Raw genomic sequence first — 25,157 nt, 5'->3', positions numbered from 1 at the left:
GCTCGACGCAGAGACTCGGCACCACCTGCAGCGCGTCCGCGACGCACACACACGGACGCGTAGCCTGAGGAAACTACAGTCGCACTGAGAGAAGGGACGCATCATGCCGGCTCGTTTGGGACGCGGGCGGCTTCGTGCTGACGTACAAGCGACTGGAGAAGGGCCGCTTCAAGGTGCCAACCATCGGCGAGGAGTTGCTCGGCGCCCAGCTCGATGCCACCCAGCTGTCGATGCTGCTGGACGGCCTGGACGTCACGCACGTCCGCAGGCCAGCCAGGTGGGCGCCTCCAGAGAGCGTCGAGAAGGTCTCCACCGGGCAGCTTGTTTCCCCGGAGCGATGGCAGAAGAGCCCCAGGAGGCGCACCGGTGCGACTGGCGAGAGAGCGCCGAGCGGCTCGAGGCTCAGAACGCCCACCTCCGGGAGCGTGTCGCCCGACTCGAAGCCCAGCTTGCTCAGCTCCAGCGTGCCCTTTTCGGCAAGCGGAGCGAGAAGATGGCGAGCATCCAGGACGAGCTCCGGCTCGCGTCAGGTGACTGCGCCGGGGCGCGGGCCGCGACGCTGAAGCTGCGCGAGCAGCGGCGCCAGGCGCGCGCCTCCCTTCCCGAGCGCATCGTCCACCATCGAGTCCCTGCCGCCGAGCGTCGCTGCCCGGCGTGTGGCGGCACGGACTTCAGGCGCCTGGGCCCCGGCAAGCGGACGGGCGTCCTCGAGTACGTCCCGGCGCGCCTCGAGCGACAGGTGCACGTGCAGGAGACGCTCGTATGCCGGTGTGGGCAGGGCATTGTCACGGCCATGGCGCCCAAGGCCCTCGAGCAGGGCCACTACGGCCCCGGGCTGCTGGCCCACCTGGTGACTGCGAAGGTGTGCGACGCGATTCCCCTCTACCGCCAGGCGAAGGCGCTCGCACGCGCGGGTGCCCCTATTGCGCGCACGACGCTGTGTGACCTCTTTCATGCCGTTGCAGCTGCCACCGCGCCGCTGTCGGCGCGACTGCTCGCCCTGGTGCGCCAGGCCCCCTTGGTGCGCGCGGACGAGACGCCGCAGCGCGTGCTCGATGAGGGCAAGACGCGCCGGGCTTACGTCTGGACCTTCCGGACCGAGCGCCTCATCGCCTACGTGCACAGTCCCAGTCGCAGCGGTGCGACGCCCCAGGCCGTCCTGGGCGGCACGCGCGGCTACCTGCTCGTCGACGGCTACACGGGTTACAACCGCGTCACCCTGCCCGAGGGCCGCACGCGCGTGGCGTGCTGGGCGCACGTGCGCCGCAAATTCTTCGACGCGCAAGCCACCGCGCCCGAGGCCAGGCACGCGCTCGACTTCATCCTGGCCCTCTACCGCGTCGAGCACGAGGCCATGCAGCGCGGCGTGCTGGGAGGGCCCGAGCACCTGGCGCTGCGTCGTGAGCGCAGTGCGCTGGTACTCGAAGCCTTCGCCGCGTGGCTCGCGGAGCAACTGCCGCGGCACCCGCCGCGGGGGCCAATGGGGCTCGCACTGCGCTACACCCAAGGCCAGTGGGCGGCCCTCTCACGCTTCCTCGAGGACGCCTCGCTGCCGCTCGACAACAACGCCTCCGCGCGGGCCCTGCGGGCGATGGCCTTGGGCCGCAAGAACTACCTCTTCGTCGGCAGCGACGAGGCTGGCCAGCACCTCGCGGGGCTCGCGTCTCTCGTCGCCACGTGCGAGGCCAACGGCGTCAACCCCGAGGCGTACCTGGCTGATGTGCTGCTGCGGCTCGGCTCGCATCCAGCCTCCCGCCTGGACGAACTGCTTCCGCACCGCTGGTCACCGGCGCCAGCCGACTCATCCTGAATGGCCGCCTGCGTCTGGTGCTCGCAGACATCGCTCAAGTCGGCGCGGCGACCAGGGCCATGGGCCACCGCGAGGGGCGGTGGTGTGCCCCCAGAACGCCCGCCGTCGGTCGGTTAGTGCCGTTCTCAGCACTGCTGGGCAAAATCCCTTGGAGTTCAGGGGCTTAAGCACGAAGGCCCCGCGATGTCATCGCGAGGCCCGTGTTAAACAAAAAAGGCCCTACCGGTTGGTAGGGCCTTTCAAGTAGCTCCCGCGACCGGCTCGCACGCGAGGCCGCAGAACGGGCACGCGGTGGACGCGCATCGGATGTGACGTTGGCAACCAGCACAGGTGCGAAGGCCCATGGACCGAGGCTACCGGTGAACCGTGGTGGTTGTCATCGAGCCGCCGACGTCAGGCGCGAACGACGCGGCCTCGGTACACGCCCAGCATGCTCAAGTCGTCGGGGGCGCGCGGCGGGCGGTCCTCGAGCGCCCATGCGTTGTCGAGCAAGAGGCCGTCCACGCTGGATGCGACGGTGCTCGTGTCTTTCAGCGGGCCGCCGATGGCCCGCGAGGCCACCGCGAGCGCCTCCGGCTCCCAATCTTCTGCTCCTGAGAATCCCCACACCCACCGATTGGCGTCGACCTGAACATAGAGGTTCCAGAATGGGCGCATCGCCGCGCCGAGGGTGCACACGACGATGGCGTCGCCGACCCCCAGCGCCCCCACGTGGACCGCGCACTCTCGGCTCCACCCGCCGATCCGCATCAGCGCCCCCTGCTGTCGAACCGGCTTGCTCTCCCAGGTGCGCAGTGCGCGGGCCACGAGTGCCGCGAGCGAGGGCGCCCAAATGGGGCGCGAGGCGTCGTCGTGTCGGTACTCGACCAGCGGGCCGGCCTCGGTTCCCGACAGCACATACGCGACGTGGTCGCCGTTGCCCTTCGTGAGCACGGGAACCCAATGTTCGGAGAACCGCGCACCGTCACTGTCGGGCCCGAGGAGAAACCGACGGGTCGAGATCGCCTCGACGCAGCCCATCATCGAGTAAACGCTCGAGCCATCGAACGACACCCGCGCGGTCCCATCGTGCCAGCTGAACAGGGCGCGAAGGTCGCCTGGCAGCGCCGTCCCGATCTCGGCCTCGAGCCCGGCCAGCTGCTCGGGCGCAGCCGGCGGTAGGAACGAGGCGTGCCCCCCGGGGTCGGCGCGGCGGATGGCCACATCGAGGCGTTCGAGAGCGCGGGCGAGATCCTCGGGAGGCTGCGGCATCGAACGACGTCACCACCGGAGGGACGCCGCGTCAACGATCTCCGCGAACCAGACGCGAAAGCCCGCGGCGACCTCTCGATCACCGCGGGCCTTCGGGTGTGCAGGCGGCTCAGCGCTCGGGGTCGTCGAGCGCTCTGGCCGCCATCGCGGGGCCGAGCGCCATGAGCGCGGCGGCGATCCGCTTGCCCGTGGGCGTCACCGGGAACGTCCGGTCGTAGCCGACCGAGAGACACGTCGAGCAGAAGACGAGGGCGTCGTCGAGGGTCTCGACCTTCTCGTTGTGGCCCTTCTCCGCCGCGTAGAACAACGCGGCGGAGGCGGCTGGATCAGAAGCCTCCTTAAGACGCCCTCACTTCGAGTATGGGTCTGGAGGGTCCCTGCTGGCCTTGCGTCACCCTCTCGGGGACCAGCAAAACAGGTAAGAGATGAAACCTGAAAGCAGAGAGACGCCTTCCCAGAAACCTGAAAGCGGAAGGAGAGGATCTCCAGGAGAATGTTGTTAACCGCATCCCCAATGGTTAACAGCACCTGTTAACTACTCTCGGCCTCTCTCTCCCCAAAACGGGTGAAAGAGCGCTCCAGAGAGCCCAATCGGCGGCTGAGGAGCGCGGGTATCTCGCTCTGCGGGGTAGAGGGCCGAGAGCGCCCGCTTCAGACCCGCGAGGAAAAATCCCTTGGGATTCAGGGGCTTAAACACGAAGACCCCACGATGTCATCGCGAGGCCCGTGTTAAACAAAAAAGGCACTACCGGTTGGTAGGGCCTTTCAAGTAGCTCCCCAGGAGGGACTCGAACCCTCAACTTCGCGGTTAACAGCCGCGCGCTCTGCCATTGAGCTACCGGGGAATGCGCTGCGTGAAGAGAGAACCGGAGGCAGGAATTGCACCTGCACCTGCGGAGTCAGAGTCCGCCATCCTCGCTCATTAGACGACTCCGGTATGAAAGTGACACATGTGAAGCGGGCGACGGGATTCGAACCCGTGTCGACGGTATGGGAAACCGCCATCCTGCCGCTGGACGACACCCGCGTTGCTACCGCTGCTTCGAGTACCTCCGGAGGGATTCGAACCCTCGCCGTCCGCTTAAGAGGCGGATGCTCTTCCAATGAGCTACGGAGGCATATTGCCGCCACCCCCATGCGAGCAGGCGGCGTGCATTCACCACGACGATTCAGTTGTCAGGGAGCTGGAACTGTCAGGTTGACCGGAGGGATTCGAACCCTCTTCCCCGGGGTCACATCCCGGTGGCTCACCATTCGCCTTCGGCCAACATGGAGTCGGGGTACCCGGAGTCGAACCGGGATCACTCGCTTATCAAGCGAGTGCTCTGCCTTTGAGCTATACCCCTGAAAGATGTCTGGGTTTGGGTGAGGCGGACCCTGCTCGTGTGGAGCATGGGGACGCTGGGAGTTGAACCCAGCAGGCCCTGTCGGGCTCGGGCTCTACAGGCCCGCGCGTCTGCCGTAACGCTCTACGTCCCCTGGAGGAGCGGAGGCCCGAAAGCCGAAAGGCCGGGTCCCCTGGATGGGAGCCCGGCCTCTGCGTGGCTTGGCGCGTCGATGACGAAGCGCGAGCGTCAGCAGGGTACGGGCGGATGGCCGTGAAGGTGGCCGAATCCCACGTTGCGAATCGAGCCGGTGCTCGAGAAGGAGCAGGAGGCGGCGTCGAACTGGGGCCAGAGGTTGTTTCGATAGCTGTGCTTCGCCTTGCTCGACTGCCTCGTCACCGTCTTCATGGTCACCGCTCCTTTCTGGGGGAATCTACGGCGGTTGATTTTCAGCCCTGACAAGCGCCGCGATTGTTTTTTGTCGCGGCGCCGATTCCCACGAGCGTCTGGAAGAAGCGCTCGGAGTCCAGGGCCACCGAGATGAACGTATGGGTACCCTGCGCAAGCTCGGCTCCCCACTCTCCGCGCTGGCGCACCATCTCCACTTCCGCCCAGGTGATGATTTCGGGGTCGATGGCCGCGCATGCGGCGATGGGGTCGTGCAGGAGTTTGCCTTCGGGGCGCTGCGCCAGGTAGCGCTCCATGGCCTCGAAGATGAGCCCGAGCCCCGGTGTCGTCGAGGCATAAGGCCGCATGCGCTCGTGAAAGGGGCCGTCGTAGGCCAGGCCATGGGTGACGTTCTTGGACACGAGTTCGCGTCGGCCCACGCGGTCCGAGGACAGGGCCAGCAGTGCGCCCTTGGGGTCTCCGTTGAAGTTGAAGGTCGGACAGGTTCGCCGGCCCTCGAACTTGGGCAGCCGGTGCTCGGGTGGAACCACGTTGTCGCCAGCGAAGCCGCCCTGCGCCACCCACCGGTGCAGCTTGATGTCCGGGTGAAGCTCCAGCAGCAATCGCAGATTCTGGAGCGGCGCACCCGTGAGCAGTGTTGCCTCGGGGAACCGCCCGAGCACGAGCGCCAGCACCTCGTGCGCCAGGGCATCCGGAGTGGAGGGAGGTAGTTGCCCCAGCCATTGGGTGTGGAAGGCCGAAAGGCTCTCCTTCTCCGCCGCCGGATTGCGCGCGCCCACGGGCACATCACTCCTGCCGGCACGTGCGAGCAGGTGTCGCACCATCCCCACCTGTGCCAGCGTGCCGGGTGTCACGGTCACCGCGCGCAGCGCGACGGCGGGATGTGTGGCCAACAGGCAGAGCGTGAGCGCGTCGTCCGGATCGCTCGTTTCCATGTCGAAGAGAATGTCCTGGGCCATTGGCGTCCCTGAGTAGAGAGAGGCGGGGTGTCCCCGTCAAATCGGGGTCAGTGGTGGGTGGTGGGGACGACGGAGGAGAGATTCACCAACGCGTCCCGCTTCACTCCTTGCTTGATGAAGTCCTGCACGGAGCGGGCGAGCGTGGCGGCCAGCAAGCCCAGGAGGGGCAGGTGCGCGCCCCCCTCGCAGGTGGCCTGGCCCGCGGTGTCCTCCGCGTCCGGGACGAAGCGCTCGTCCCAGCGGACCAGACCGAACGTCCCGTCAGCGCTCACCGCGCCGTGCACCAGGGGCTTGCCTGCTCCTCGGGCGAAGTCGCTGAGGAGCTGGCGGCTGTCCTGGTTGTCGAAGCAGTCCACCAGCAGGTCCGCGCCACCACACAACGCCGCCACGTTGTCGCGGGTGACGCGCACGCCGAAGGACTCCGTCTTCACGCCGTGCAGGTTGAGGAGTTGGAGCTTGAGGGCCTCGGCCTTGTTCTTTCCCACGGAGGGCTTCACGTGGGCCTGGGCGAGCAGGTTCTTGGACTCCACCCGGTCGAAGTCGACGAAGACCAGGGTGGCCTCCAGGTTGCGGCACAGGAGGGCCGCCTGGGAGCCGATGGCGCCCACGCCGCAGAAGAGGATGCGCATGGCGGCTCCTCAGCGGGCCCCGAAGGGCACCTTGGGGCGCAGGTAGATGCGCTCGTCGCCGCTCGCACCCCGGAACCGGTCCACGACGAAGTGCTGGAACGCGTCGTCGCGCAGGTGGGCCAGATGGAGGCCCGGCACTCCGCCCGCGCGAATCAGCTCCGCGGCGATGCGGCGCACGTCGGAGTCCGACACCGGCCGGTCCAGCTCCACCGGCACATCCGCGGACATGCCGTCATAGGTGATGTTCAGGGTCGCCATGGTCGTCTCGCGCCTCCTCGCGCGTGCCAGGGGCCGCGAAAAGGGCGGCCGGCCAGGCACCTCGCGGGACGGAGGCGCGCCAGGCGTCCTGACTCGGGATGGGCGCTGCGTGAAAAGACGAGGGCCGGGCTCCGTCGTGATGACGGAGTCCGGCCCTCGGGGGCCGCGAGGGGGAGGGGTCCTCGCGGCCGGACGCTTACTTCGAGGTTTCGCCGCTCACGGGTGCCGGCGTCGTCGCGGGCTCCGTGCTCACGGTGGGCAGCACCGGCACGGCGCCGATGAAGCCCGAGTAGGCCATGCGGTTGGGCGTGCACTCGCCGGGGCTGCGCACCTTGTCGAGCGTGGCGTTGTCGAACAGCGCGCTGGCGACGGTATCGGGCGTGGCATTGGGGTTCAGCTCCAGCCAGAGCGCGGCCACCCCCGTCACGTGGGGTGCGGACATGGAGGTGCCGCTCATCTCTCGCGACTCCCTGTCGCCGTAGTGCCAGGCGGAGGTGATTTTGTTGCCGGGGGCGAAGACGTCCACGCAGTCGCCGTAGTTGGAGAAGGACGTGCGCTTGTCGCTGGTGTCGGTGGCGGCGACGGTGATGGCCTCCGCCGTCCGCGCCGGGGAGTGCTTGCAGGCATCGCCGGACTCATTGCCCGCGGCGAGCACGTAGGTGACGCCCGAGGCGATGGAGCGGCGGACCGCTTCGTCGATGGCCGGGTCCGAGTCTCCGCCCAGGCTCATGTTCGCCACGGCCGGGGCCTGGTGGTTCTTCGTCACCCAGTCAATGCCCGCGATGACCTGGGCCGTGGAGCCCGAGCCGTTGCACGCGAGCACCCGGACGGAGTGCACGGTGGCGTTCTTGGCGAGCCCATACGTGCTGCCCGCCGCCGTGCCCGCTACGTGGGTTCCGTGGCCATGACAATCATTGCCCTTCATGCTGTCGCCAATGGCATCGAACCCGACAGACGCCCTGCCACCGAACTCGCGGTGCGAGAACCGCACGCCCGTGTCGAGGATGTACACGTGCACCCCCAGCCCCGTGGCGTTGTACATGTAGAGCTTGTCCAGCGGCAGCGTGCGCTGGTCCACGCGGTCGATGCCCCAGGTGGGGCTCGGCTGGCTCTCCCGGATGGACAGCACCCCGTTCTCCTGGACGTAGGCGACCGAGGGGTCCTCGGCGAGGGCGCGCGCCTGGTCCTCGCTCATCCGGCTGGCGAAGCCGCGCAGCGCGTGCTCGTACACCGCGAAAGCGGTGCCGCCGTACTTCTGCGTGAGGTTCAGAGTGGCCTGGGTGACGGCGAGCGCCTGCAGTCCCGGCTCGGGCGCCTTGAGCACCACCACGTACTCACCCGGCACGTTCTTGCGGACCGTGAGGAACTTCTCCGTCGGTGGCGCGAGGAGCGCGGCGGTGGCCGACGGGTCCTTGCATGCCGGCCGGCTGCTCGAGCAGGCGCCCAGCAGCGCCAGTCCACCCATGGCCAGGGTCAGCTTCGTCATCCGTCGATTCATGTCTCATCCCCTGCAATGGGTTACGCGGAATGATACGGATGGACTTTAAATTCGGCTTAATCCTGATTTAGCCCTCTGGGATGAGACAGCGGTTCGTCATTGAACGTCCTGGGTGTTCGCCGACATGCGGGCGCATTGCCTACCAGGGACGAGCGTTGGCTCCCCACCAATACAGCGCCGTCTCCAGCGGGTGTTTGTGTGGCTTTTCGAGCATGGGTCGGATGCCCATTTCTCGCGCGGTATTGAGCAGGTCCTGGTGCCAGGCGCGGTGTTCCGGGGAGAGGCGGGTGGCGGCGATGGCCAGGGCGCTGGCGCCCACGGAGTAGCCGCCGTGCAGGAGCGGTCCGCTCGCGGCGTCCTCGCGGCCCTTCACGCCCCGGGGCCATTCCCGGCAGGCGGCGAAGGGGAGCAGGTCTCCTCCGGGACGGTCGCAGTAGCCCTTCACCAGGGTGGTGGTGAAGGTGGACGCGGCGGGGTGTGAGCCCATGGCAAGGAAGGCGCCCGTCCACGCCAGCGTGGTGCCGCGCGGCGTGGACTCGACGAGCTTCCCCTTGGCGTTCACCCGGGTGGGAAACCCCGAGGGCAGGGCGGCGAGCTCCACCAGTCGGGCCGTGAGCCGCTCGCCCATGGCGAGAGACGCGGCGTTGCCGCGCAGTCGCCCATGCAGCAACAGGCCCGCGGCGGCGGGGGCGCTGTCACAAGGCCAGATGGACTTGCCGAACGAGGGCAGCAGGAGCTGCCGCGAGAGTGCCTCCACGAGCTTTTCGGCCAGGGTGTCGAAGAGTGCCGTCGACGCCGGGTCGGCCAGCCCCGCGCGCTCCATTCCCGCGAGCATCAACAGCACATAACCTCGGTAGAGCACGCTGTGGGGCAGGAGGTGTTCCTCCACGCGTGCACTGCCGTCGGAAAGGAAGGGCCCACGTCCTTTCGTCAGGGCATCGTCGAGCAGGGCCTTCACGCGTCGAGGTGTCTCTGGCAGGGGGGCGCCATCCAGCGACAGCTGGACGAGGATGAAGGACAGGTGCGCGGCACACAGGAGCTGGGCCTCGGAGAAGCGGCGGTTCGCATCGCCCAACAGCTTGGGCTCGCAGCCGAGCCCGAGGATTCGCTGCTCGAGGACTTCGAGTGCCTGGACCGAGGGGACGTCCAGGTCAGTCGAGGAAGGCGTCGTCGTGGCCGGTGGCGCGGCGGCGGAGTTGATGGTGCCGGTGCTCCACATCAGCAGGACCAGCAGTGGAGGCAGGGTACGGAGGAGGGCGCGAGGCATGGGCCGGAAGGACATCACGCCCTCCACGCCCGGGCCCCCGCGTGACGCTCAGTGGTCGCCAGCCAGGCGGGAGTGGTCGCTCCCGCCCAGTGGATGGAGCGTGCTCACGGTGTGTCGCGTTGGACCTTGAGGTCCTTGAAGCGTCCCTCTCGCTCCAGTCGCCAGAGGTCCTCGTCGGTGACGAAGGGCTGGCCGAGCAGCTCCCGTGCCCGCTTCACCTTCGCCAGCAGCAGCGGGTCCGTCACCGGGGTGCTGTTCTCCCGGGTGGGGCGGGGAGGGGGACGCATCACGGAGAAGGTTCCGCGCGCGGGGTGCCCGTCCGCGGTGGTGCCCTCCAGCAGGTAGGTGACTTGCGTCACGCCCGACTCGGACCGCGTGTCCAGGGAGACGGGGATGTCCACGCCCCGCCCTTCAGGGAGGGTGTCCACATCCAGATTCACCTCCTCGGTGTCCTCGGGCAGGGGCGGGGCATCGGGCTCCGGTGTGCGCGCGCGCAGCGCGGTGACGCGCTCCAGTCGCACGGGTCCCTTCCAGCGGTGGGACAGGCGGAAGCTCTGTCGGACCACGCCGTCCGCATCCTCCACGGGGAATCGTGGGGTCCCCACCGCCAGGATTGTGACGACGCCCTTCTTGTCGAAGTTCTCGAAGGTGCTGTCGAGGAGCTGAAGCGACGAGCGGCCCGTCACCTTCTTGCCCGTGGCATCGAACACGTCCACCCGGACGAGGTGCTGGATGTACATGGCGCGGGGACGCGTGACGTCGGGGCTCAACGTCTGGGTCACCATGGGCGTGCTCGTCGTCACCGTGTGTTGGTCGTCGAAGGTCCAGACGAACCGCACGGGCGTGAAAGAAGCCCGTGCGGCCTTGTCCCTTCGCGGTGGTTCGAGGATGCGCGCGAGGAACTCGAAGTCCTCCTCGGTGTTGGGGGCGCGCCGGGAGAAGACCTCGACCAGTCGCTCGGGCTCGCAGTCCTTCACGGTGTATCGGGGCACCTGCACGGTGGTGGCGACGTTGTCCTTGCCGAACACCGTCACGGTGGGCAGCTCGTACGTCCCATCCGGCTCGCGCCAGACACGCAGGGGAACGCGCATGCCAATGCCCGCGCCAATGGTGGTGTGGAGATAGGCGTCATTGCCGTCCGGCGAGTGCGCCCGGACGTTGATGAGGTTGTCCTCGCCGGAGCAGACCTCCTGCTTCTCCACCGTCACGCTGTCGATGATGGGGGCGGGCGCGGGTTTCGGTGCGGGGCGGACCACGGGTTCCACTTTCGTGGGCAGCACCGGAGCGGCGCTGGTGGGCGTGGGTGGAGGACGGTGGTCCGCCGCGGCGACAGGCGTGGCATCTGGCGGAGCGGGTGGCTCCAGGGAGAGCAACCCGCCGGCCACCAGCGCCGCGATTCCGAGACCGAGCATGAAAGTGAGTCTTCGGCGCCACCAGGGCGGTTCCGAGGGATTCATCCGGGGGCTCCTGTCGATTCAGTGGGGAAGAGCGCTTACTGCCAGCAGCCGTAGACGTTGCCGCCGGAGTTCCACTGGAGCTGGTGGGAGTAGTCGGAGGCCCACAGCGTGGTGGAGACGGGGTGCACGCTCCAGCCGCCGATGCGGTCCGGGCTGATGGAGGTGGCGGTGGCGTCGGGGTCGTCGCGCACGCCCTTCCAGATGACGCTGCTGCTCGTGTCGCAGCGATTGGCGGACATGCAGTTGGCCACCTGGTTGCCAGCGTTGGTGCATACGTTCCAGAAGACGGGGCAGATGACGGTCAGCGCGGCGTTCTCGAACCAGCCGAGCGACTCCTTGCACTGGCCATGCACGCCCCAGTGGATGGTATTGGAGGCGTTGGCGATGACCTCGTGCGGATAGGTGTGCGTGGTGACGAGGCCCCTGCCCGCGTAGTTGTGGGCGTAGGCGAGAAAACTCGAGCACATCATTCCGTTGTTGGCCGCGCCGCCGGGAATCTGGTGCGCCGACTCCACGTCCCTGTACTGGAACAACGAATACGGCACGCGCGCCCCGTTCCACAGGGGCCGGTCGATGAGCTGGCTGCCGTCGACGCGGGACACATCGCTGGCATACGGGTGGTTGAACCAGAGACTGTCCGCGATGCGCGCCGCGCCCGTTGCGTCTCCCAGTTGCCACGCGGTCCAGTCGGGGCCATGGCCATTCGCGTCGTACAGGTAATGGTAGATGCCGCCCTGGTTGATCTGCTCCAGCCCGGGGTAGCCGTCCCGGAGCTGGTTGATGTTGAGCGGTGTTCCGCAGACGGTGGGCCATGAGTTCTGGTCGGGGTCCCTCATGGTGGCGTGAGTCACGCCTCCCGTGGCGCCATGCGAGAGCATGGAGTGCGTGCGGAACTCGCCAATGGCATCAATCACATTGCGGATGGGACCTTCATCACTGCGACTGAACACCACCGCTCCGTTGGGGGCATTCCAGCCCGCCGCGGTGTAGCCGCACTCAGACGCGGCGGCGGGGAAGGTGGTTCCCAGCGCGGATACGGCCAGACAGCCTGCGAGGACTCGACGCATCAGATACTCCCGGACATGCGACGCTCCCGTGGGCCGGCCCCTCTGGCGACCCAGGCGTGACTCGGGGAGAGGTCCATGGGAGCGGGCTTCACCGATGCCTGGGAGCGAGCAGGGTACGCACGGTGTCTCGGCATTCCAGGCCGGACCCGGAGGGCAGTGTGACAGGGGACACGTGGTCAGCCCGCCGGGGCCGTGTGGACGTTGGATGGTTCACGCCGGAGGTGCTCGCGAGTGCCGTGGCGGGTTGCCGGAGCGGTGCGGGTTCGCAGACTTGGGGCACACGAGGAGGCGGACCCCGCATGGAGCTTCAGCCGGAGATGCATCGTTGGGATGTCACGCCGACGGAGGCGGTGGCGCTTCAGCGTCAGCTCAAGGAGCGCGTGGTGCTCCATCCGCCCGCGGGACTTCGGGTGGAGCGCATCGCGGGCGCCGATGTGTCCACGGAGAAGGGGAATGACACGGGGTTCGGCGGCATCGTGGTGCTGGACGCGGCCACGCTCTCTCCGGTGGCGCAGGCTGGCTCCGCGGTGACCCTCGGGTTTCCGTACGTGCCGGGCCTGTTGTCCTTCCGCGAGCTGCCCGTGGTGGCGGTCGCCTGGGAGCGGCTTACGGTGAAGCCCGACGTGCTCATCTTCGACGGGCACGGCATCGCTCATCCGCGCAGGCTGGGCATCGCGAGCCATGGCGGGTTGCTGTTCGGGATTCCCTCCATCGGCTGTGGCAAGTCCCTGCTGGTGGGGACGCACGGCAAGCTGGGGGAGGCGCGAGGTGCTACGTCACCCATCACCCACAAGGGCGAGGTCGTGGGGATGGCGGTCCGCACGCGCAAGGCGGTGCAGCCCGTCTATGTGTCACCGGGTCACCTGATGGACCTGCCCACGGCAGTGGAGCTGGTGCTGCGGGCCAGCCCGAAGTACCGCGAGCCGGAGACCACGCGCCAGGCACATCGGCTGGTGAATGCGCTGAGGCGCGCGGACGGTGAGGCCGCGGAGCTGGAGTGAGGCGACTCCCATTGATTTGACCGCCGGCCCATCCCCCTCTATGTCCGGAGTCCTCATGACGGGGTCGTGGTCCTGGCGCTGGGCTGCCCGGGCGGACGTCACCCCGGCCGCCTTCGCGGGAAGGAGTGCCAGGGCATTGGCACCGTACCCCGGAGGTGGTGAAGCGAGGGCGGGGGTCGCCATTGGGAGTGTCGATGCGGAGGCTGTCGTCACGGTGGAGTGAGCTGGAGTCCCATTACTCCGTGGTGGTCGTGGGGTCGGGCTATGGGGGTGCCATCACCGCCAGCCGGCTCGCACGCGCAGGTCGCCAGGTGTGTGTGCTGGAGCGCGGGCGCGAACTGCAGCCGGGCGACTACCCGCGCACGGAGGCGGACTTCGCCAAGGAATTCCAAGTCCACCTCGAGGCGGAGAGCGGCGTCGACCTGGGTCGCTCCACGGCCCTGTTCGAGCTGCACCGGGGTGGGGACGTGGCCGTCGTGACGGGCTGCGGTCTGGGCGGCACGTCGCTCATCAACGCCGGAGTCACGCTGCGGCCAGACCCTCGCGTGTTCCAGGATGCGCGCTGGCCCGAGGCGCTTCGCGCGGATGTGCCCGGCCGCCTCGAGGACGGCTTCACCTGGGCCGAGCGCATGTTGCGTCCCACGCCCTATCCCGAGTCCTCGCCGCCCCTGGCCTCGCTGGAGGCCATGGAGCGGGCCGCGCGCCACCTGGGGGGCACCTTCCGGCGTCCACCGCTGGCGGTCTCCTTCGAGGGCGGAGTGAATGAAGCGGGCGTGCGACAGGGCGCCTGCACGCTGTGCGGGGATTGCCTCACCGGGTGCAACCAGGGCTCGAAGAACTCCGTGCTGATGAACTACCTGCCGGATGCGCACCGCCACGGTGCGAAGCTCTTCACCGAGGTAGGGGTGCGCTACCTGGCGCGCGACGGCGGACGCTGGCGCATCTACTACCGGCCGATGAACAGCGGCCGTGAGCGCTTCGAGGCGCCGGACCCGTGGGTGACAGCGGACATGGTCGTGCTCGCCGCGGGGACCATGGGCACAGCGGAAATCCTGCTGCGCTCCCGAGCACTGGGCCTGCCGTTGTCGGGGATGCTGGGCCAACGCTTCAGCGCCAATGGCGATGTGATGGCCTTTGGCTACAACACGGACGTCCCCATCAATGGCGTGGGCCACGGGACGCATCCGGCGGAAGGTCGCGAGCCCGTGGGGCCGACCATCAGCGGCATCATCGACGCGCGTGCGACCTCCCGACAGGAGGACGGCATGGTCATCGAGAATGGCGCCATGCCGGGGGCGTTCGGAAGGCCGATGCTGGGGCTGCTCGCCGCCGCTGCCGCGGTGGGCGGGGAAGACACGGACGAGGGGCTGAAGGACAAGCTGGAGGAGCTTGCGCGCGTGGCGGAGAGCGCGGTGCGCGGGCCGTACCATGGGGCCATGCGGCACACGCAGACCTTCCTCGTCATGTCTCACGACGCGGGTATCGGTGAGCTGCGGCTGGAGGGCGACCGGGTTCGGGTGAACTGGCCGGACGTGGGCACGCAGCCGGAGCTTGCGCGGGTGGACAGTCGACTGCGCGAAGCCACGGCGGCCCTTGGCGGGACGTTCGTGCGCAACCCGCTGTGGAATCGGCTCACCGGACATGAGGTCCTCTGCACGCATCCGCTCGGTGGCTGTGTCATGGCCGAGGACGCCAGCGCGGGTGTCGTGGATCATGAAGGGCGTGTCTTCTCCCACGAGGAAGGCACCGAGGTTCATGACGGGCTCTATGTCAGTGACGGCTCGGTGATTCCGAGGCCGCTGGGGACCAACCCCCTCTTCACCCTCTCCGCCGTGGCCGAGCGTTGCGCCGCGCTGATGGCGAAGCGGTACGGGTGGACCATCGACTACACGCCCGCGACGGAGGAGCCGGACGTGGGAGCGCGGGTGCCAGTGGGCGTGCGCTTCACCGAGACGATGTACGGCTCCATCTCGGGCGCGGTGGAGGAGAACTCGCTCGTCGCCGGAGACCCGAAGCGCATCGACGCGACCCAGCTGCGCTTCATCGTCACGGTGGAGACGCAGGACCTGGAGCGGACGCTGGAAGACCCGCTGCATCCCCTGGGACTCTCTGGCGTGGTGGAGGCCTTGTCGTTGTCTCCTCGGCCCCTGACGGTGGAGCGAGGCGAGCTGCATCTGATGACGAGGGAGGCGGCGCGACCGGGCGGGCGGAGGATGCACTACCAGCTTCCTCTGGTGGCAGAGTCGGGCGAGCGCTTCTTCCTCGACGGCTATAAGGACGTCCACGACGACGCGGGCTTCGACCTCTGGGTGGACACCACACGGCTGCTCGTGTCGGTACACCGGGGGAATGACGCCTCGGGGCCCTGCATCGCGCGGGGGCTCTTGCGGTTGAACGCAAAGGACTTCGCCGTGCAGCTCTCCACGCTGCGCGTGCCGAGTGCCCGAGACACCTCGCGTCGGCTGTCGACGCTGCTGCGCTTCGGGCGGTTCTTCTTCGGCGCGCTCTACGACACCTACGTGCGTAAAGCCGCGTAGCGGGCAGGGAGGCGGCGGCCCGCCTTCCATGCAGGTCGAGTGATGCTCCTCCGGTGGGCCGTGGGCAACCTGATGCCCACGAAGGCACATCGGGAGGACAGGTCATGGCGGACAAGCGGGAGCAAGAGGGCCGGCGGGCTTCACGAGAAGGCGCGCGCGGCGAGCTGCCCATCGAGGCCCGTCGTGCCCGGCGAAGCGCCGCGCACGCGAGCCAGACCTACCGGGCCTTCATCAAGCACCTGTGCGAGCGCGGTGGCATGTCGCCCGCGGTGGCGGAGCAGGCCGCGGTGTCCGTGCTCTGCGCGGTGGAACAGCGCATCAACAGTGAAGAGACAGAGGACCTGGAGGCGCAACTCCCCAGCAAGCTGGCGGAACTGCTCCACCGGTGCGAGCGCCACGAGGACGAGTTGCCGGGGGGCTTCGGGCGTGAGGCGCTGCTCAAGCGCGTAGGGGAGGACCTGGCGCTCAACCCGGACGCGGTGGTGCCCGTGGTGCGCGCGGTCCTCAACGCCGTGAGAGATCAGATCAGCGAAGGGGAAGCCGAGGACGTCATGGACCAGCTCCCCGAGGACCTCAAGGAGCTGTGGCGCCGCCCGAGCTGAGCGGGCATCACGCGCGTGCCATGGGCGCGTGAGTCATGCCCGAGACTTCCCGCAGGGGCTCGGCCCACCAGGGCTCGTCGGAGACCCAGACATCGCGGCCCTCGACGCGGGCGACCATGCCGCCGGGGGCCACGACGGAGAAGCGCGGTGCGCGCCCGAGCGCCTCCGTCAGCGCGGTCATCGTTGTCTCATCCTCGGAGGAGAAGCCGAGGGGCCCCTCGGGATGACTGTGCGCCACCTCCACCAGTTCGTGACGCCAGTACCAGATGGCCTCCCACCGTGTGCGGGAGTCCGGCAGCAGGACGGGACTGTCGGAGGTCTCGCACCACAGCACCTCCTCGTCCTGGCCGATGAGCAGACAGACCTCTTGCGTCGACATGATTCTCCTCCTCTCCGCACGTCACGCGTGCCGGGTGATGACCAGGACATCCGTGTCGATGGCCTCGCGGATGACCGAGGGCAGGCTCTCCAGCGTCACCTCGCTGTCCGCTCCCGCCAGACACACGCCCGCGTCGACCACCTGGAGCGTGTTCGCGTCGACGACGGAGATGAAGCGCTCCCCCATGAAGGCAAACGTCACTTCCAGTTGATGTCCCCCCATCCGTCGATGGTTCAGCAACCGCGCCCCCGCGCCCTGGAGCGCGACCTCCGCGCGCGAGTGGTCGCCCACCGGCGCGCCTCGCCCGTGTCGAGCCCCCGTGAAATCGACCTGCCGCCGAGCCCGCTCCGCCAGCTCCACGGCCCGAGCCCGCGCAGCCTCCACTGTCTGCGCCGCCTGTGCTTGCACGCTCGCCGTGAGCACCCGTGCCGCGAGCGCGCGCCGATGAGCCTCTCGCTCCGCGACGAGGGCCCGCAGACAGGACTCCGCCTCGACCCGGCCCTGCTCGGCCACCATCAGTACCCGGCCCCGCGTCTCCGCTGGCGCGAAGCGGATGTCGAGCGTCCGCGACGCCGACTCCAGCAGCGCATAGCCATAGGCCGCCCGCAGCGGCGCGCTCACGCCCTTCACGGTGGAGAGCGGCTGGCCTTCCTCCAGGGCTCGACGTGCCTGGTCCTCCGCCTCGCCCTCGAAGTCCACGCCGTCGAACAGCAGCGAACCGTCATGCCAGCGCCGGGCACTCACGGGCGCGAGCACGGCGGGCTCTTCCTCCGGCATCAACTCCAGGGGCTCGGCCACCGCGCCCTCGCGCACCAGCCGAGCGCCCCACATGTGGCCTCGCACGCGCGGCAGCCTGTCCAGACCTTCGGGGCTGGCTGGCTCACGCGCCGTGGCCTCCCGCCCCTTCACCTCGAAGCGCCACCACCCCGGCGCCACGGGGGAGGTGACACGGAGGCGGCGCGAAGAGGTGTCCACGGTGCCGCCGCCCAGATACGGCAGCACCGCCGACTCCACCTTTCCGAGAAACTTCCGGTAGTCCACGCCGCCTCCTTGTCACCACGACTTCGGGTTCACGCCACCTTCAACAGCGGCGTGCGCATCACCCGCTCCACCCAGCCGGACTGGCTGGCACCAGTCTGCGTCGGCGCATCCAGCAGCGCCTTGAGCACCCGGGGGACCTGGTAGGGGTCCGCGAACTGGTCCACGTTCACCTCGCTGAAGGGCACCTTCATGAAGCTCGCGCACGTGCGAACCGTGTTGCCACGGCCCCCCGCCACGCTCACCAGCAACGCCAGCGCCGCCACCGTGTAGCCGCAGTCACGGAACGCCCGGGCGAACTGGTCGCCCGCCTCGCCCGCCTCGTCGCCCACGACGATGACCACCAGCTTCGCCCCCTCCGGCACCTTCACGCCGTCGCGGTGCAGGGCATGCACCCCGGCCGCGTGAGTCGTGCCGCCCGACGCCTTGAGCCGCTCGAGCATGTGCTGCACCGCCGTGCGGTTGGACGCCTTCGGCTTGAGGACGGTGCCCATCGTGTCGAACGCCGCGATGTGCAGCTTCTCCATCGGGAAGCCCGCGAGGATGCGCGCCAGCGCCTCCTTCGAGTTCTCGATGGCGCCCTCCATGGAGCCCGACTTGTCGATGAGGAACATCACCCTCACGTCGGTCTCCGCCGTCGCCTCCGCCACCGCCTGTCGTGCCGCGTTGTCGCTCGCCTCCTCCAGCTTCTGGCGCAGCACCTCGCTGCGCACGTTTTTCGCGATGTTCAGCGCGCGCTGGTCCGTCGCCGTCTGGACGGCCTGCTCCCAGCGCCCGCGCACGGAGGGCTCCGCCAGCAGCCCCAGCTCCTCGAGCGTCGGCGTCATCAGCCGCAAGTCCCTGTCCGACAACGAGGGCAGCAGCGCCGCCATGATGGCCGGAGTCATGCCCAGGTCCTTCGGCAGCCGGCCCACCACCTCCTTGTAGGAGAGGCGCTCCAGCTCGATCCACTCGCAGATCTCCGCCTCCGACAACCCGTCGAAGCGCTGGCTCTTCACGAGCGTCAGCCCGTTCAGGCCCACCGTGCGGTGCCCGCCCTCGGACTGCTTCTGCTTCCAGCCGAGCACCTCGAAGAAGCCCTGCGCGCGCGGCTTGTACCCCGCCTTGCGCGCCAGCTTCTTCAGCGTCTCCTTGTAGCCCGCCTTCACCAGGCCCTGGAGCATGGGCAGGTTGGCCTCACGCGCCGCCAGCCACCGGGACGCCACGCGCTTCCAGCGGCCCATGGGCGCCTTGCGGGACGCAGGGTCTCCGAAGCCCGCCTCGCGGTTGAGGCGCGCGATGTCCGGCAGCTCGAGCAGCTCCGCCACCCGCAGCACCGCCTTGGGCGTGAGCATGCGCGTGGACTTGCGCTCGTAGTGCAGCACCATGGCCTCGCCAATGGCGCGCCAGTCGTCGTCGTGGAACGCCACCTTCCCGTCCTCGCCGACCACGGGCTGACCCGCGTGCTCCTGCACCAGCATGAGCGCGCACGTGGCCACCTTCAGGTCACGCCAGTCCGTCTGCGTCAGCGCGTACGACGCGAAGTGCGCCATCAGCTCCGAGTTGAGTCGGTGGATGTCCAGGAGCTGCCGGTAGAGCCGCACCGCCGCGGGCACGAAGAGGCCCGGCTTCACGGGCTTGCCGAGCGTGCGCTGCGCCGGGGTGGCGTGCGCCGCGGCCACCCACGTGCCGTTCACGTCCAGCCCGGGCCGGTTGTGCCACAGGTGCGCGGAGCCGCTGAGCACCAGGTCCAGCAGGCGCTCGGCGGGGCCACGCTGCGTCTCGGGCAGCAGCGGGGTGTTCTGGTTCGCGGTCGTCATGGGGTGCCACCTTTCGGGACGTGCGGCGGGTCAGGCGCGGGGCGGACCCCAGGCGCAAAAGGGCGTGAGGGGAGTGCACCGCGCGTGGAACGCACGGGGGCCTTTCGTGCACCAGGCACGGCCACCCGCGCGAAGCTGGGATGAGAGGGAGAGAGGGTGCGCCCGAGTGACGAGGCCTGTGTTGCTGGATTGAGTGTCCAGTGTTCTGCCAGTTGAACTACGAGGCCTGACGGCCTCGGCGGGACTCGAACCCGCATCTCTCAGGCGTGTCTGGCCCCGTCGGCCGGGCGCGAAGCTGTATGCGCAACCGCCACCGGGTGGCGGTCAGGCGCGGGTGCTCAGGAGTAGACGCACACGTCGCCGTGGATGGGGAACCGCGCGACGTCCTTGCCACCCTTGTAGCTTCTCCGGGCAGGCACCGAGACGAGCTCCCACGTGGGCAACACCACCGCCGTCAGTGAGCGGCCATACACGCAGCCGGTGTCGATACCCACCGCGTGCTCGGTGACGAGCGGCTGGTCGAACACGGTGTGTCCGAAGATGACCCGCTCTGGCCCCGTCCAGTGATGGGTCCAGAACTTCCATCCCGCCGGTGCCTTGGACGGCCAGCAACTCTTCTTGCCGGGCGGCTGGATGCACTGGGCGTGGAGCAGGTGGTAGGGGTCCTGCTTCTCGACAGGCAGGTGGGGCAGCATGCCGGCGTGCACGACGATGGCGTTGTGCTCGGGCAACCGGAGGTAGTGGGGCAGCCCCGCCATCCAGTCGAAGTGCTCGGTGTCGAGCGCCTGGCGCGTCGCCAGGTGGTCCGGCAGCAGCCGGTCATCCTCGCGGTGGCGCTGCTGGAGGTGCTTCTCCTCGTGGTTGCCGAGGATGGCCTCGTGCCGCATCGCCAGCTCCACGCACTCGCGGGGCTTGGGGCCCCGGTCCACCAGGTCCCCGGCGAAGATGACCCGGTCGCTGGACGTGGCCCCCACCTTGGCGAGCAGCTCCAGGGCCTCGTCGTGGCAGCCGTGGAGATCTCCGATGACGATGGTGCGGGGGGACATGACACGGTTCCTTGAAAGAAGAGTGAGCGCCCGAGTCGAGAGGCCGGTGGGCTGAGTTTGGAGTTCAGTGCCGGACCGCCGGCGTCACCCACCGGGTGGCGGGTGCGTGGAGTCGAACCACTGCGTGTAGGGCCTCTCGGGCCGGGCGCTCGAAAGCGTTGCGGCCAGGGACGCGGCCTTTCCGGGTTCCTGACGAGGAAATTCCCGCTCCCCCACCCGCATTCTCTTGGGGGATATTTGTCAGGAAACCGGCGCCCCGCGGGTCGGGCCTCCCTGGGTGCTCCGTCTGTCCGGTCGTCCGGGTGGCCGGGGTCCTCTGCTCCACTCGGAGGCTGCCTGCGGATGCCAACGTGGTACCTTGCCGCGCCACATCCCTGTAACCCCATCTCCCGGGGCGGTTCTCCGGGCACAGCCCTCAGGTCCTTCCGGTGTTCGAGCAGCTCACGGATGACGAATTGTTCGCGGAGGTGGTCCGCCGCCGCGCCACGGGCGAGCCCATTGGAGGCCCGCTCGGTACGTTGGTTCAGCGATGGAACCGGCCTGCCCGGTACGTCATCAGCAAGATTCAGGCGAGCTACGGCCGTGGGTCCCCAGCGGACTCGGACGAGCTCTTCCAGGACGCGGTCGGTAAGTTCCTCGACCGCGGGTTGGATCAGTTCCGTGGCATCTCCCAGCAGATGCCGGGCCGGAGCGCGTCTCCCAAGACGTTCTTCCTGCGCATCGTCAAGCACGTGGCCATCGACTTCTACCGGAGGCACCGCGAGGAGCTCGCGGCGCCTTCGTCGGACCCCGATGACGCCATGGAAGAGTCGCCGTCCGAGCGGTCTCGCGCCGTGGAGATGGGCAGGAGGACCGAGGAGCGGGCGGACGCCCAGGAGCTGTACTGGGCCGCGTTCGCACGACTCCAGCAGGAGCACCCCAAGGAAGCCTCGGCATGGGAGCTGTATCACCACGAGGACGTGGAGGATCACGAGGAATGCGCGCGTCGCTTGAACATCACCGTGGTCAATTCCTACAAGCGCGTCAGTCGCGCCCAGGCCTACTTGAAGCTCTACCTGCTGGATCTCCAGCGCGAGTCGCCACGAGGGGAGGAAGCGTGAGCCTCCTTCCCGGTCACACCCCGGGGTATTCAGGAGGAATGAAGTCATGAAGACCGATGCCATGTCTCGCTACGCCGCCCGTCGTTCTGTTCTCACCGCCGGGTCCACCTCACCAGGAGTCGTCCTCGAAGCCGCGGGGGACTTGTTGAGGAGGGCGACCCGGCTGGGGACAGAAGGTGTGGAGGCCGCCCTTCGCGGCCTCGGTCGACCGGGGGTGGAGACCTGGCTCCAAGCGCAGAAACCGCAGGCGCTCCAGCCCGTGCTGTTGAGGGCCGCGGAAGAAGCGATGGAAGTGGCGCTGGACGGCGGGGACGAGGCGGAAGTGTGGCGGGCCTCGGCGCTGGAGGGACTTGCCGCTCGGGACAGGGCCGCCTCCGCCGCATTTGCGCTGGCCGCCTGGGAGGCCCTCCACGGTTCCTTGGACGGTGAGGCCGCGCGAAATCGAGACCGCTATCTGGAGTCGCTCGGGAGCCTGGATTCGTCGCTTCGTCCCAGAGCGCGTTGGTTCATTCCCCTCAACCCGCAGCGTCGGCAGGAGTTCGAACTCCTCGACTCGGCGGAGCAGGACAAGGCCTGGTGGTTCGCTTCCCGGGCCGGCTGCGATGACCTGGTGGCCACCTGGACAGGCGCGCCCCAATCGCCCACCCCCCACATCCAGGGCTGTGCCGAGTGCCGCGCGGACATCGCGGATGCGGCGCCCGTGGACGCGCCCCCGCGTCGCCATCTCACGCAAGATGACCTCTGGCGCTTCGACATGGGGATGATGTCCTCGGACGAGCGCGAGCGGATGGATGCGCACACCGCGCGCTGTGGCGAGTGCGCCCAGGCGGTGCTGGCCTTGGGCGAGGGTGACGACGCGATTGAGGAAGCCCTGGAGATGGAGGAGGGGGACGGGACGATGGCCCGCTCCGCGCGCTCCTCTCGCGAGTCGGTGTCGCAGCGCCCCTCCGCGGCGCGCCACCCGGAGCACCGTGAGATTCTGGAGGAGCGGCGGGAGTTCCGCGTGGTGCTGGTTCGCGAGCGTCAGCGCGTCAAGCTGCTCGTGCAGCCCCTGGCGGGCCGGACGGTGACGGCGGCGGTGTTCCTCAGTCCCGGCCGTCCCTCGCTCAAGCCCACGTCCGGGCCGGAGGGTCTGGCCTTCGACCTGTCCACGGCCTCTTCCACCGGCGCGCGCTCCGCCCACCTCACGGTGCAGGCTGGCGGCGAGACGCTGGAGCGCGACTTCGCCTTCTGACTTCGCGGGACGGGGCCCTCGCGGTGAGCGCGGGGCCCCACCGTTCCCGGGTTGCTACTGATTCGGAGTGCCGGTGCGCTGCGTGTCGAGCGCCTCCCGGCTGAGCACGGGCGGCTGCGGGATGGGGAAGTTGCGAGCCGGCGTGGAGCGGCGGAAGCCGTTGGCCAGGAAGGCCGTGACGAGCTGGGCCGGCGGAGGCCGGGTGCCCAGCGCCGCGCCGCACACGTCGATCTGGTCCATGATGCGCGGCCCTTCGTTGACCTGGTAGCGGTTGCAGGTGCTGTCTACCGCGGCGTTCTTGTCCCGCTGCAGCTCGCGCGTCAGCCGGCCCCACTTCATGGTGAGGGTGTCCGGAGAGAGCATGATGCTGACGGGCTCTCCGCCCCACGTGCCGTCGATGAGCGTCTTCGAGGTGCCGGCCCGTACCTTCAGGTCGAGCTGACGCTGGCCGAAGGTGCCCGTCACCTCGATGCCGTGCTCGTAGATCTCCTCGGAGAGGATGCTCACCCAGACGCCATCCGTGCGCCGGGTGTACGGCTTGTCCGCCGCGACGCGGCCATGGTTGAACCAGACGTCGCCCACGCGGCCCAGGGGGACCTGGTCGTTCTTCGCCACGGGCGCGACTTCGTCCAGCCCGGCGGGGCCGGTGGAGGCGACCACCGGGCGCGCGGCGAGCAGGTCCGTCACGGGCACCGTGTTGTCCACGATGTCGAAGCGCACGCCGTCCAGCCACGCTTGCCCCGTGCCGCTCATGATGAGGCCGGCCATGATGGTGGTGGCCTCCTTGGGGACGTCCAGCACCACCTCGTAGCGCTTGCAGCCACGGGTGCCGACCAGCGCGCGCGACTGCATGTTGTCGAAGGCGAGGGGCTGCTTCGGGTCCGGCCCCTCCACGCGCATCCACAAGCCGGCCCAGCCGTCCACGTCCTTCACGCGCGCGGCGGCGGAGAAGCGCAGCCGCTTGCCGCGGAAGTCCTGCGCGCCAAAGGCCTGCATGAAGGTGCCGTAGCCCGCCTCGTCGAGCGACAGCGAGCGCAGGTACGCGCTGCGAGCGCCCTCGCAGGGCGCGCTGTTGTCCACGCCGGCCTCGTAGCGCTTGGGTGCGCTCTCCGTGACGTACCAGCCGACTGGCAGCTTCGGGGCGCCGCCCGACGGCTGCGCCAGGGCCACCGGAGCGGCCAGGGCGAGCAGCAGGGCGACGAGTTTCTTCCGGAAGTCCATGGCGGGCGTCCTCACAGCGACACGGGCTGGCGCGCGCTCAGCGCGCCTTCGGGGAGGCCGGTGCGGGCCTCGTAGCGGGGGACCTCGGCGGTGCCCCCGGGATTCATGACCAGCAGGCCGCGCTCGGCGGCCTTGCGCCTGCAGAAGTCCTGCGTGGCCAGGTCCGGACAGGCGACGACGTTCGTCTTCGTCGGGGAGTCGCCGTCATCCAGGTCCACGGCCACCATGGGCGGCCGTGAATCGAGGCTGTCGGGCAGCGACGGATGGGGCGCCTTGTCGCCGGTCAGCAGCACCAGTGCGAGCGAAGCGGCGGCAGCGAGGGCCGCGATGGCCGCGCCCGTCACCGCGCGTCGCGCGTGCCACGCCGCGGGGCGGATGACGCGCTCTTCCTGGGGGAAGGTGCTGGCCGCCTCGGTGAGCTGTTCGGACAGGAGGGCCTCTTCCTGCAGCAGCACGGCGCAAGGCTCACACTCCAACGTGTGGGCCTCCAACGCCGCCGCCTTCTCCGGGGCCAACGCGCCCAGGATGTATTGCTCCGCGGAGTCGCGGGTCAGGTGGGGCTTAAGCATGGGTCTCCTCCTCGAGCGCGGTCCGCAGCTTCTTGCGGACCTCGCACAGGATCTGCCGCACGCGCTGGACGGAGAGACCGACCTTCGCGGCGACTTCGGCATGGGGAAGCTCCTGGCCGTCACAGGCCAGGAGAAACACGCTCCGCGCGCTCGGCGACACCTGGGCGAGCGCGGCATGGGCGCGGGACAGCTGCTCTTCGGAAAGCAGGCGACGCTCGGCGGACACGGAGGGGTCCACCGGGTGCTGGCGCTCGGGCAATTCCTCCACCGCCCCGGAGATGGACTCTCGCCGGACGCGGCGGGCATCGTCCGCGGCCAGGAAGGCCGCCTGGGTGAGGGCGAGGTTGGGCAGGCGCAGCTCCGTCAGCAGCCCTCGCTGCTGTTGTTGGATGAGCCGGGCCCACGTCTCCTGGGCCAGCTCGTGCGCCCGGTCCACCCGGACGCCTCGGGCCAGGAGCGATACCACGACGCGGCGGTGGTGGCGCGCAACCAGTGCGTCCCACGCGCCCCTGTCCCCGGCGAGGGCCTTGCGCGACAGGGACTCCTCGTCCGTCCCGCGCGACGCCTCCATCGGCTCCTCGGCTTCCCTCGGTAGTCGAACCGTCGTCATCCGCAGGCCCTGCACGGCTGCACTCATGCCGTCTTCCCGTCGCTCTGAAGCGTCTCCGGGACGTGGCCGCTCCCCGGTGCCCGGGTAACGTG

23 protein-coding genes, 7 tRNA genes and 1 pseudogene are annotated in these 25,157 nt (G+C 69.1%); 7 read left to right on the top strand and 24 right to left on the bottom strand.

Translation table 11 applies throughout. From position 1 onward, the window contains the following. Positions 1-101: 101 nt before the first annotated feature. A pseudogene (gene tnpB, locus HUA76_RS46555) lies at positions 102-254 on the top strand (IS66 family insertion sequence element accessory protein TnpB); the annotation flags it as partial. A gap of 83 nt (positions 255-337) precedes the next feature. Further along, positions 338-1,810: an IS66 family transposase gene (locus HUA76_RS30925; protein WP_174462850.1), complete on the top strand. Its 1,473-nt coding sequence runs from the start codon at positions 338-340 to the stop codon at positions 1,808-1,810. A gap of 393 nt (positions 1,811-2,203) precedes the next feature. On the opposite strand, the gene HUA76_RS30920 is transcribed toward HUA76_RS30925, so the two are convergent. The 17 genes from HUA76_RS30920 to HUA76_RS30840 all read right to left on the bottom strand — a co-directional run bounded on the left by HUA76_RS30920 (position 2,204) and on the right by HUA76_RS30840 (position 11,929). Continuing rightward, a complete protein-coding gene (locus HUA76_RS30920; RefSeq protein ID WP_174462849.1) occupies positions 2,204-3,061 on the bottom strand; it encodes an SMI1/KNR4 family protein in 858 nt (285 codons plus the stop codon). A gap of 109 nt (positions 3,062-3,170) precedes the next feature. After that, positions 3,171-3,368 (bottom strand): two pore domain potassium channel family protein, encoded by a 198-nt coding sequence (locus HUA76_RS30915; protein WP_174462848.1) that lies wholly within the window; start codon positions 3,366-3,368, stop codon positions 3,171-3,173. 466 nt (positions 3,369-3,834) lie between these two features. Continuing rightward, a tRNA-Asn gene (locus tag HUA76_RS30910) sits at positions 3,835-3,906 on the bottom strand. 19 nt (positions 3,907-3,925) lie between these two features. Next, positions 3,926-3,998: transfer RNA gene (locus tag HUA76_RS30905), tRNA-Gln, on the bottom strand. Between the two features lie 19 nt (positions 3,999-4,017). Further along, positions 4,018-4,088 (bottom strand) — tRNA-Gly (locus HUA76_RS30900). Positions 4,089-4,108: 20 nt separating this feature from the next. After that, positions 4,109-4,179 (bottom strand) — tRNA-Lys (locus tag HUA76_RS30895). Positions 4,180-4,258: 79 nt separating this feature from the next. After that, a tRNA-His gene (locus HUA76_RS30890) sits at positions 4,259-4,329 on the bottom strand. A 7-nt stretch (positions 4,330-4,336) separates the two neighbouring features. Next, positions 4,337-4,407 (bottom strand) — tRNA-Ile (locus HUA76_RS30885). Positions 4,408-4,454: 47 nt separating this feature from the next. After that, a tRNA-Tyr gene (locus HUA76_RS30880) sits at positions 4,455-4,540 on the bottom strand. 95 nt (positions 4,541-4,635) lie between these two features. Next, a complete protein-coding gene (locus HUA76_RS30875; RefSeq protein ID WP_174462847.1) occupies positions 4,636-4,794 on the bottom strand; it encodes a hypothetical protein in 159 nt (52 codons plus the stop codon). Positions 4,795-4,835: 41 nt separating this feature from the next. After that, positions 4,836-5,729, bottom strand: coding sequence for a nucleoside hydrolase (locus HUA76_RS30870; RefSeq protein WP_254614578.1), 894 nt, complete (start codon positions 5,727-5,729; stop codon positions 4,836-4,838). A gap of 71 nt (positions 5,730-5,800) precedes the next feature. Next, the gene (locus HUA76_RS30865) at positions 5,801-6,382 is read right to left on the bottom strand and encodes a ThiF family adenylyltransferase (protein WP_174462845.1); all 582 of its coding nucleotides are present in this window, start codon (positions 6,380-6,382) and stop codon (positions 5,801-5,803) included. A 9-nt stretch (positions 6,383-6,391) separates the two neighbouring features. Beyond that, positions 6,392-6,640 carry a hypothetical protein gene (locus HUA76_RS30860; protein ID WP_174462844.1) on the bottom strand — a complete coding sequence of 83 codons (249 nt, stop codon included), beginning with the start codon at positions 6,638-6,640 and terminating at the stop codon, positions 6,392-6,394. Between the two features lie 196 nt (positions 6,641-6,836). Beyond that, complete coding sequence (locus HUA76_RS30855; protein ID WP_141642249.1) at positions 6,837-8,138, bottom strand: S8 family peptidase; 1,302 nt, start codon at positions 8,136-8,138, stop codon at positions 6,837-6,839. Positions 8,139-8,277: 139 nt separating this feature from the next. Continuing rightward, a complete protein-coding gene (locus HUA76_RS30850; protein ID WP_174462867.1) occupies positions 8,278-9,405 on the bottom strand; it encodes a hypothetical protein in 1,128 nt (375 codons plus the stop codon). A 104-nt stretch (positions 9,406-9,509) separates the two neighbouring features. Next, entirely contained in the window at positions 9,510-10,817 is a 1,308-nt protein-coding gene (locus tag HUA76_RS30845; RefSeq protein ID WP_254614577.1) for a hypothetical protein, read from the bottom strand. 80 nt (positions 10,818-10,897) lie between these two features. Further along, on the bottom strand, positions 10,898-11,929 hold the full coding sequence (locus HUA76_RS30840; protein WP_174462843.1) for a hypothetical protein: 1,032 nt from the start codon (positions 11,927-11,929) through the stop codon (positions 10,898-10,900). Between the two features lie 299 nt (positions 11,930-12,228). Here HUA76_RS30840 and nfi point away from each other — a divergent pair, with 299 nt between their 5' ends. From nfi to HUA76_RS30825, 3 genes are all read left to right on the top strand, one after another. Then, positions 12,229-12,930: a deoxyribonuclease V gene (gene nfi, locus HUA76_RS30835; RefSeq protein WP_174462842.1), complete on the top strand. Its 702-nt coding sequence runs from the start codon at positions 12,229-12,231 to the stop codon at positions 12,928-12,930. A 194-nt stretch (positions 12,931-13,124) separates the two neighbouring features. Further along, positions 13,125-15,467, top strand: coding sequence for a GMC family oxidoreductase N-terminal domain-containing protein (locus HUA76_RS30830; RefSeq protein ID WP_174462841.1), 2,343 nt, complete (start codon positions 13,125-13,127; stop codon positions 15,465-15,467). 104 nt (positions 15,468-15,571) lie between these two features. Further along, entirely contained in the window at positions 15,572-16,069 is a 498-nt protein-coding gene (locus HUA76_RS30825; RefSeq protein WP_174456550.1) for a DUF2267 domain-containing protein, read from the top strand. Positions 16,070-16,076: 7 nt separating this feature from the next. On the opposite strand, the gene HUA76_RS30820 is transcribed toward HUA76_RS30825, so the two are convergent. The 4 genes from HUA76_RS30820 to HUA76_RS30805 form a co-directional block, all read right to left on the bottom strand. Then, on the bottom strand, positions 16,077-16,448 hold the full coding sequence (locus HUA76_RS30820) for a hypothetical protein (RefSeq protein ID WP_141642255.1): 372 nt from the start codon (positions 16,446-16,448) through the stop codon (positions 16,077-16,079). Positions 16,449-16,469: 21 nt separating this feature from the next. Beyond that, on the bottom strand, positions 16,470-17,489 hold the full coding sequence (locus HUA76_RS30815; protein WP_174462840.1) for a hypothetical protein: 1,020 nt from the start codon (positions 17,487-17,489) through the stop codon (positions 16,470-16,472). Between the two features lie 29 nt (positions 17,490-17,518). Continuing rightward, positions 17,519-19,285, bottom strand: coding sequence for a VWA domain-containing protein (locus HUA76_RS30810; RefSeq protein ID WP_174462839.1), 1,767 nt, complete (start codon positions 19,283-19,285; stop codon positions 17,519-17,521). 338 nt (positions 19,286-19,623) lie between these two features. Then, entirely contained in the window at positions 19,624-20,331 is a 708-nt protein-coding gene (locus tag HUA76_RS30805; RefSeq protein WP_174456546.1) for a metallophosphoesterase, read from the bottom strand. A 428-nt stretch (positions 20,332-20,759) separates the two neighbouring features. Between HUA76_RS30805 and HUA76_RS30800 the strand changes: the two genes are divergently transcribed. Next, positions 20,760-21,431 carry an RNA polymerase sigma factor gene (locus HUA76_RS30800; protein WP_141642259.1) on the top strand — a complete coding sequence of 224 codons (672 nt, stop codon included), beginning with the start codon at positions 20,760-20,762 and terminating at the stop codon, positions 21,429-21,431. A gap of 46 nt (positions 21,432-21,477) precedes the next feature. Next, positions 21,478-22,665 carry a hypothetical protein gene (locus HUA76_RS30795; protein WP_174462838.1) on the top strand — a complete coding sequence of 396 codons (1,188 nt, stop codon included), beginning with the start codon at positions 21,478-21,480 and terminating at the stop codon, positions 22,663-22,665. Between the two features lie 54 nt (positions 22,666-22,719). On the opposite strand, the gene HUA76_RS30790 is transcribed toward HUA76_RS30795, so the two are convergent. Genes HUA76_RS30790 through HUA76_RS30780 form a run of 3 tightly spaced genes read right to left on the bottom strand, consistent with a single transcriptional unit; the run spans position 22,720 to position 25,092 of the window. Next, entirely contained in the window at positions 22,720-23,886 is a 1,167-nt protein-coding gene (locus tag HUA76_RS30790; protein WP_174456544.1) for an AraC family transcriptional regulator, read from the bottom strand. A gap of 11 nt (positions 23,887-23,897) precedes the next feature. Next, complete coding sequence (locus HUA76_RS30785) at positions 23,898-24,455, bottom strand: zf-HC2 domain-containing protein (RefSeq protein WP_174462837.1); 558 nt, start codon at positions 24,453-24,455, stop codon at positions 23,898-23,900. Next, entirely contained in the window at positions 24,448-25,092 is a 645-nt protein-coding gene (locus HUA76_RS30780) for an RNA polymerase sigma factor (RefSeq protein WP_246137134.1), read from the bottom strand. Before HUA76_RS30780 ends, HUA76_RS30785 begins: the two co-directional genes overlap by 8 nt. Positions 25,093-25,157: the final 65 nt, after the last annotated feature.

This window comes from Myxococcus sp. CA056 (assembly GCF_013336715.1).
In the GTDB taxonomy this organism is placed as follows: domain Bacteria; phylum Myxococcota; class Myxococcia; order Myxococcales; family Myxococcaceae; genus Myxococcus; species Myxococcus llanfairpwllgwyngyllgogerychwyrndrobwllllantysiliogogogochensis.
Note: the sequence above shows the minus strand (reverse complement) of the source record. Positions and strands in the feature narration are given on the sequence as shown.

Excerpts from the sequence above, each read along its gene's own strand:
- HUA76_RS30820 (WP_141642255.1), bottom strand. The coding sequence starts at position 16,448 with ATGTCGACGCAAGAGGTCTGTCTGCTCATCGGCCAGGACGAGGAGGTG.
- HUA76_RS30840 (WP_174462843.1), bottom strand. The coding sequence starts at position 11,929 with ATGCGTCGAGTCCTCGCAGGCTGTCTGGCCGTATCCGCGCTGGGAACC.
- HUA76_RS30790 (WP_174456544.1), bottom strand. The coding sequence starts at position 23,886 with ATGGACTTCCGGAAGAAACTCGTCGCCCTGCTGCTCGCCCTGGCCGCT.
- HUA76_RS30785 (WP_174462837.1), bottom strand. The coding sequence starts at position 24,455 with ATGCTTAAGCCCCACCTGACCCGCGACTCCGCGGAGCAATACATCCTG.
- HUA76_RS30795 (WP_174462838.1), top strand. The coding sequence starts at position 21,478 with ATGAAGACCGATGCCATGTCTCGCTACGCCGCCCGTCGTTCTGTTCTC.
- HUA76_RS30920 (WP_174462849.1), bottom strand. The coding sequence starts at position 3,061 with ATGCCGCAGCCTCCCGAGGATCTCGCCCGCGCTCTCGAACGCCTCGAT.
- HUA76_RS30830 (WP_174462841.1), top strand. The coding sequence starts at position 13,125 with ATGCGGAGGCTGTCGTCACGGTGGAGTGAGCTGGAGTCCCATTACTCC.
- HUA76_RS30925 (WP_174462850.1), top strand. The coding sequence starts at position 338 with ATGGCAGAAGAGCCCCAGGAGGCGCACCGGTGCGACTGGCGAGAGAGC.
- HUA76_RS30845 (WP_254614577.1), bottom strand. The coding sequence starts at position 10,817 with ATGCTCGGTCTCGGAATCGCGGCGCTGGTGGCCGGCGGGTTGCTCTCC.
- HUA76_RS30860 (WP_174462844.1), bottom strand. The coding sequence starts at position 6,640 with ATGGCGACCCTGAACATCACCTATGACGGCATGTCCGCGGATGTGCCG.
- HUA76_RS30865 (WP_174462845.1), bottom strand. The coding sequence starts at position 6,382 with ATGCGCATCCTCTTCTGCGGCGTGGGCGCCATCGGCTCCCAGGCGGCC.
- nfi (WP_174462842.1), top strand. The coding sequence starts at position 12,229 with ATGGAGCTTCAGCCGGAGATGCATCGTTGGGATGTCACGCCGACGGAG.
- HUA76_RS30780 (WP_246137134.1), bottom strand. The coding sequence starts at position 25,092 with ATGAGTGCAGCCGTGCAGGGCCTGCGGATGACGACGGTTCGACTACCG.
- HUA76_RS30805 (WP_174456546.1), bottom strand. The coding sequence starts at position 20,331 with ATGTCCCCCCGCACCATCGTCATCGGAGATCTCCACGGCTGCCACGAC.
- HUA76_RS30875 (WP_174462847.1), bottom strand. The coding sequence starts at position 4,794 with ATGAAGACGGTGACGAGGCAGTCGAGCAAGGCGAAGCACAGCTATCGA.
- HUA76_RS30855 (WP_141642249.1), bottom strand. The coding sequence starts at position 8,138 with ATGAATCGACGGATGACGAAGCTGACCCTGGCCATGGGTGGACTGGCG.
- HUA76_RS30870 (WP_254614578.1), bottom strand. The coding sequence starts at position 5,729 with ATGGAAACGAGCGATCCGGACGACGCGCTCACGCTCTGCCTGTTGGCC.
- HUA76_RS30810 (WP_174462839.1), bottom strand. The coding sequence starts at position 19,285 with ATGACGACCGCGAACCAGAACACCCCGCTGCTGCCCGAGACGCAGCGT.
- HUA76_RS30825 (WP_174456550.1), top strand. The coding sequence starts at position 15,572 with ATGGCGGACAAGCGGGAGCAAGAGGGCCGGCGGGCTTCACGAGAAGGC.
- HUA76_RS30850 (WP_174462867.1), bottom strand. The coding sequence starts at position 9,405 with ATGCCTCGCGCCCTCCTCCGTACCCTGCCTCCACTGCTGGTCCTGCTG.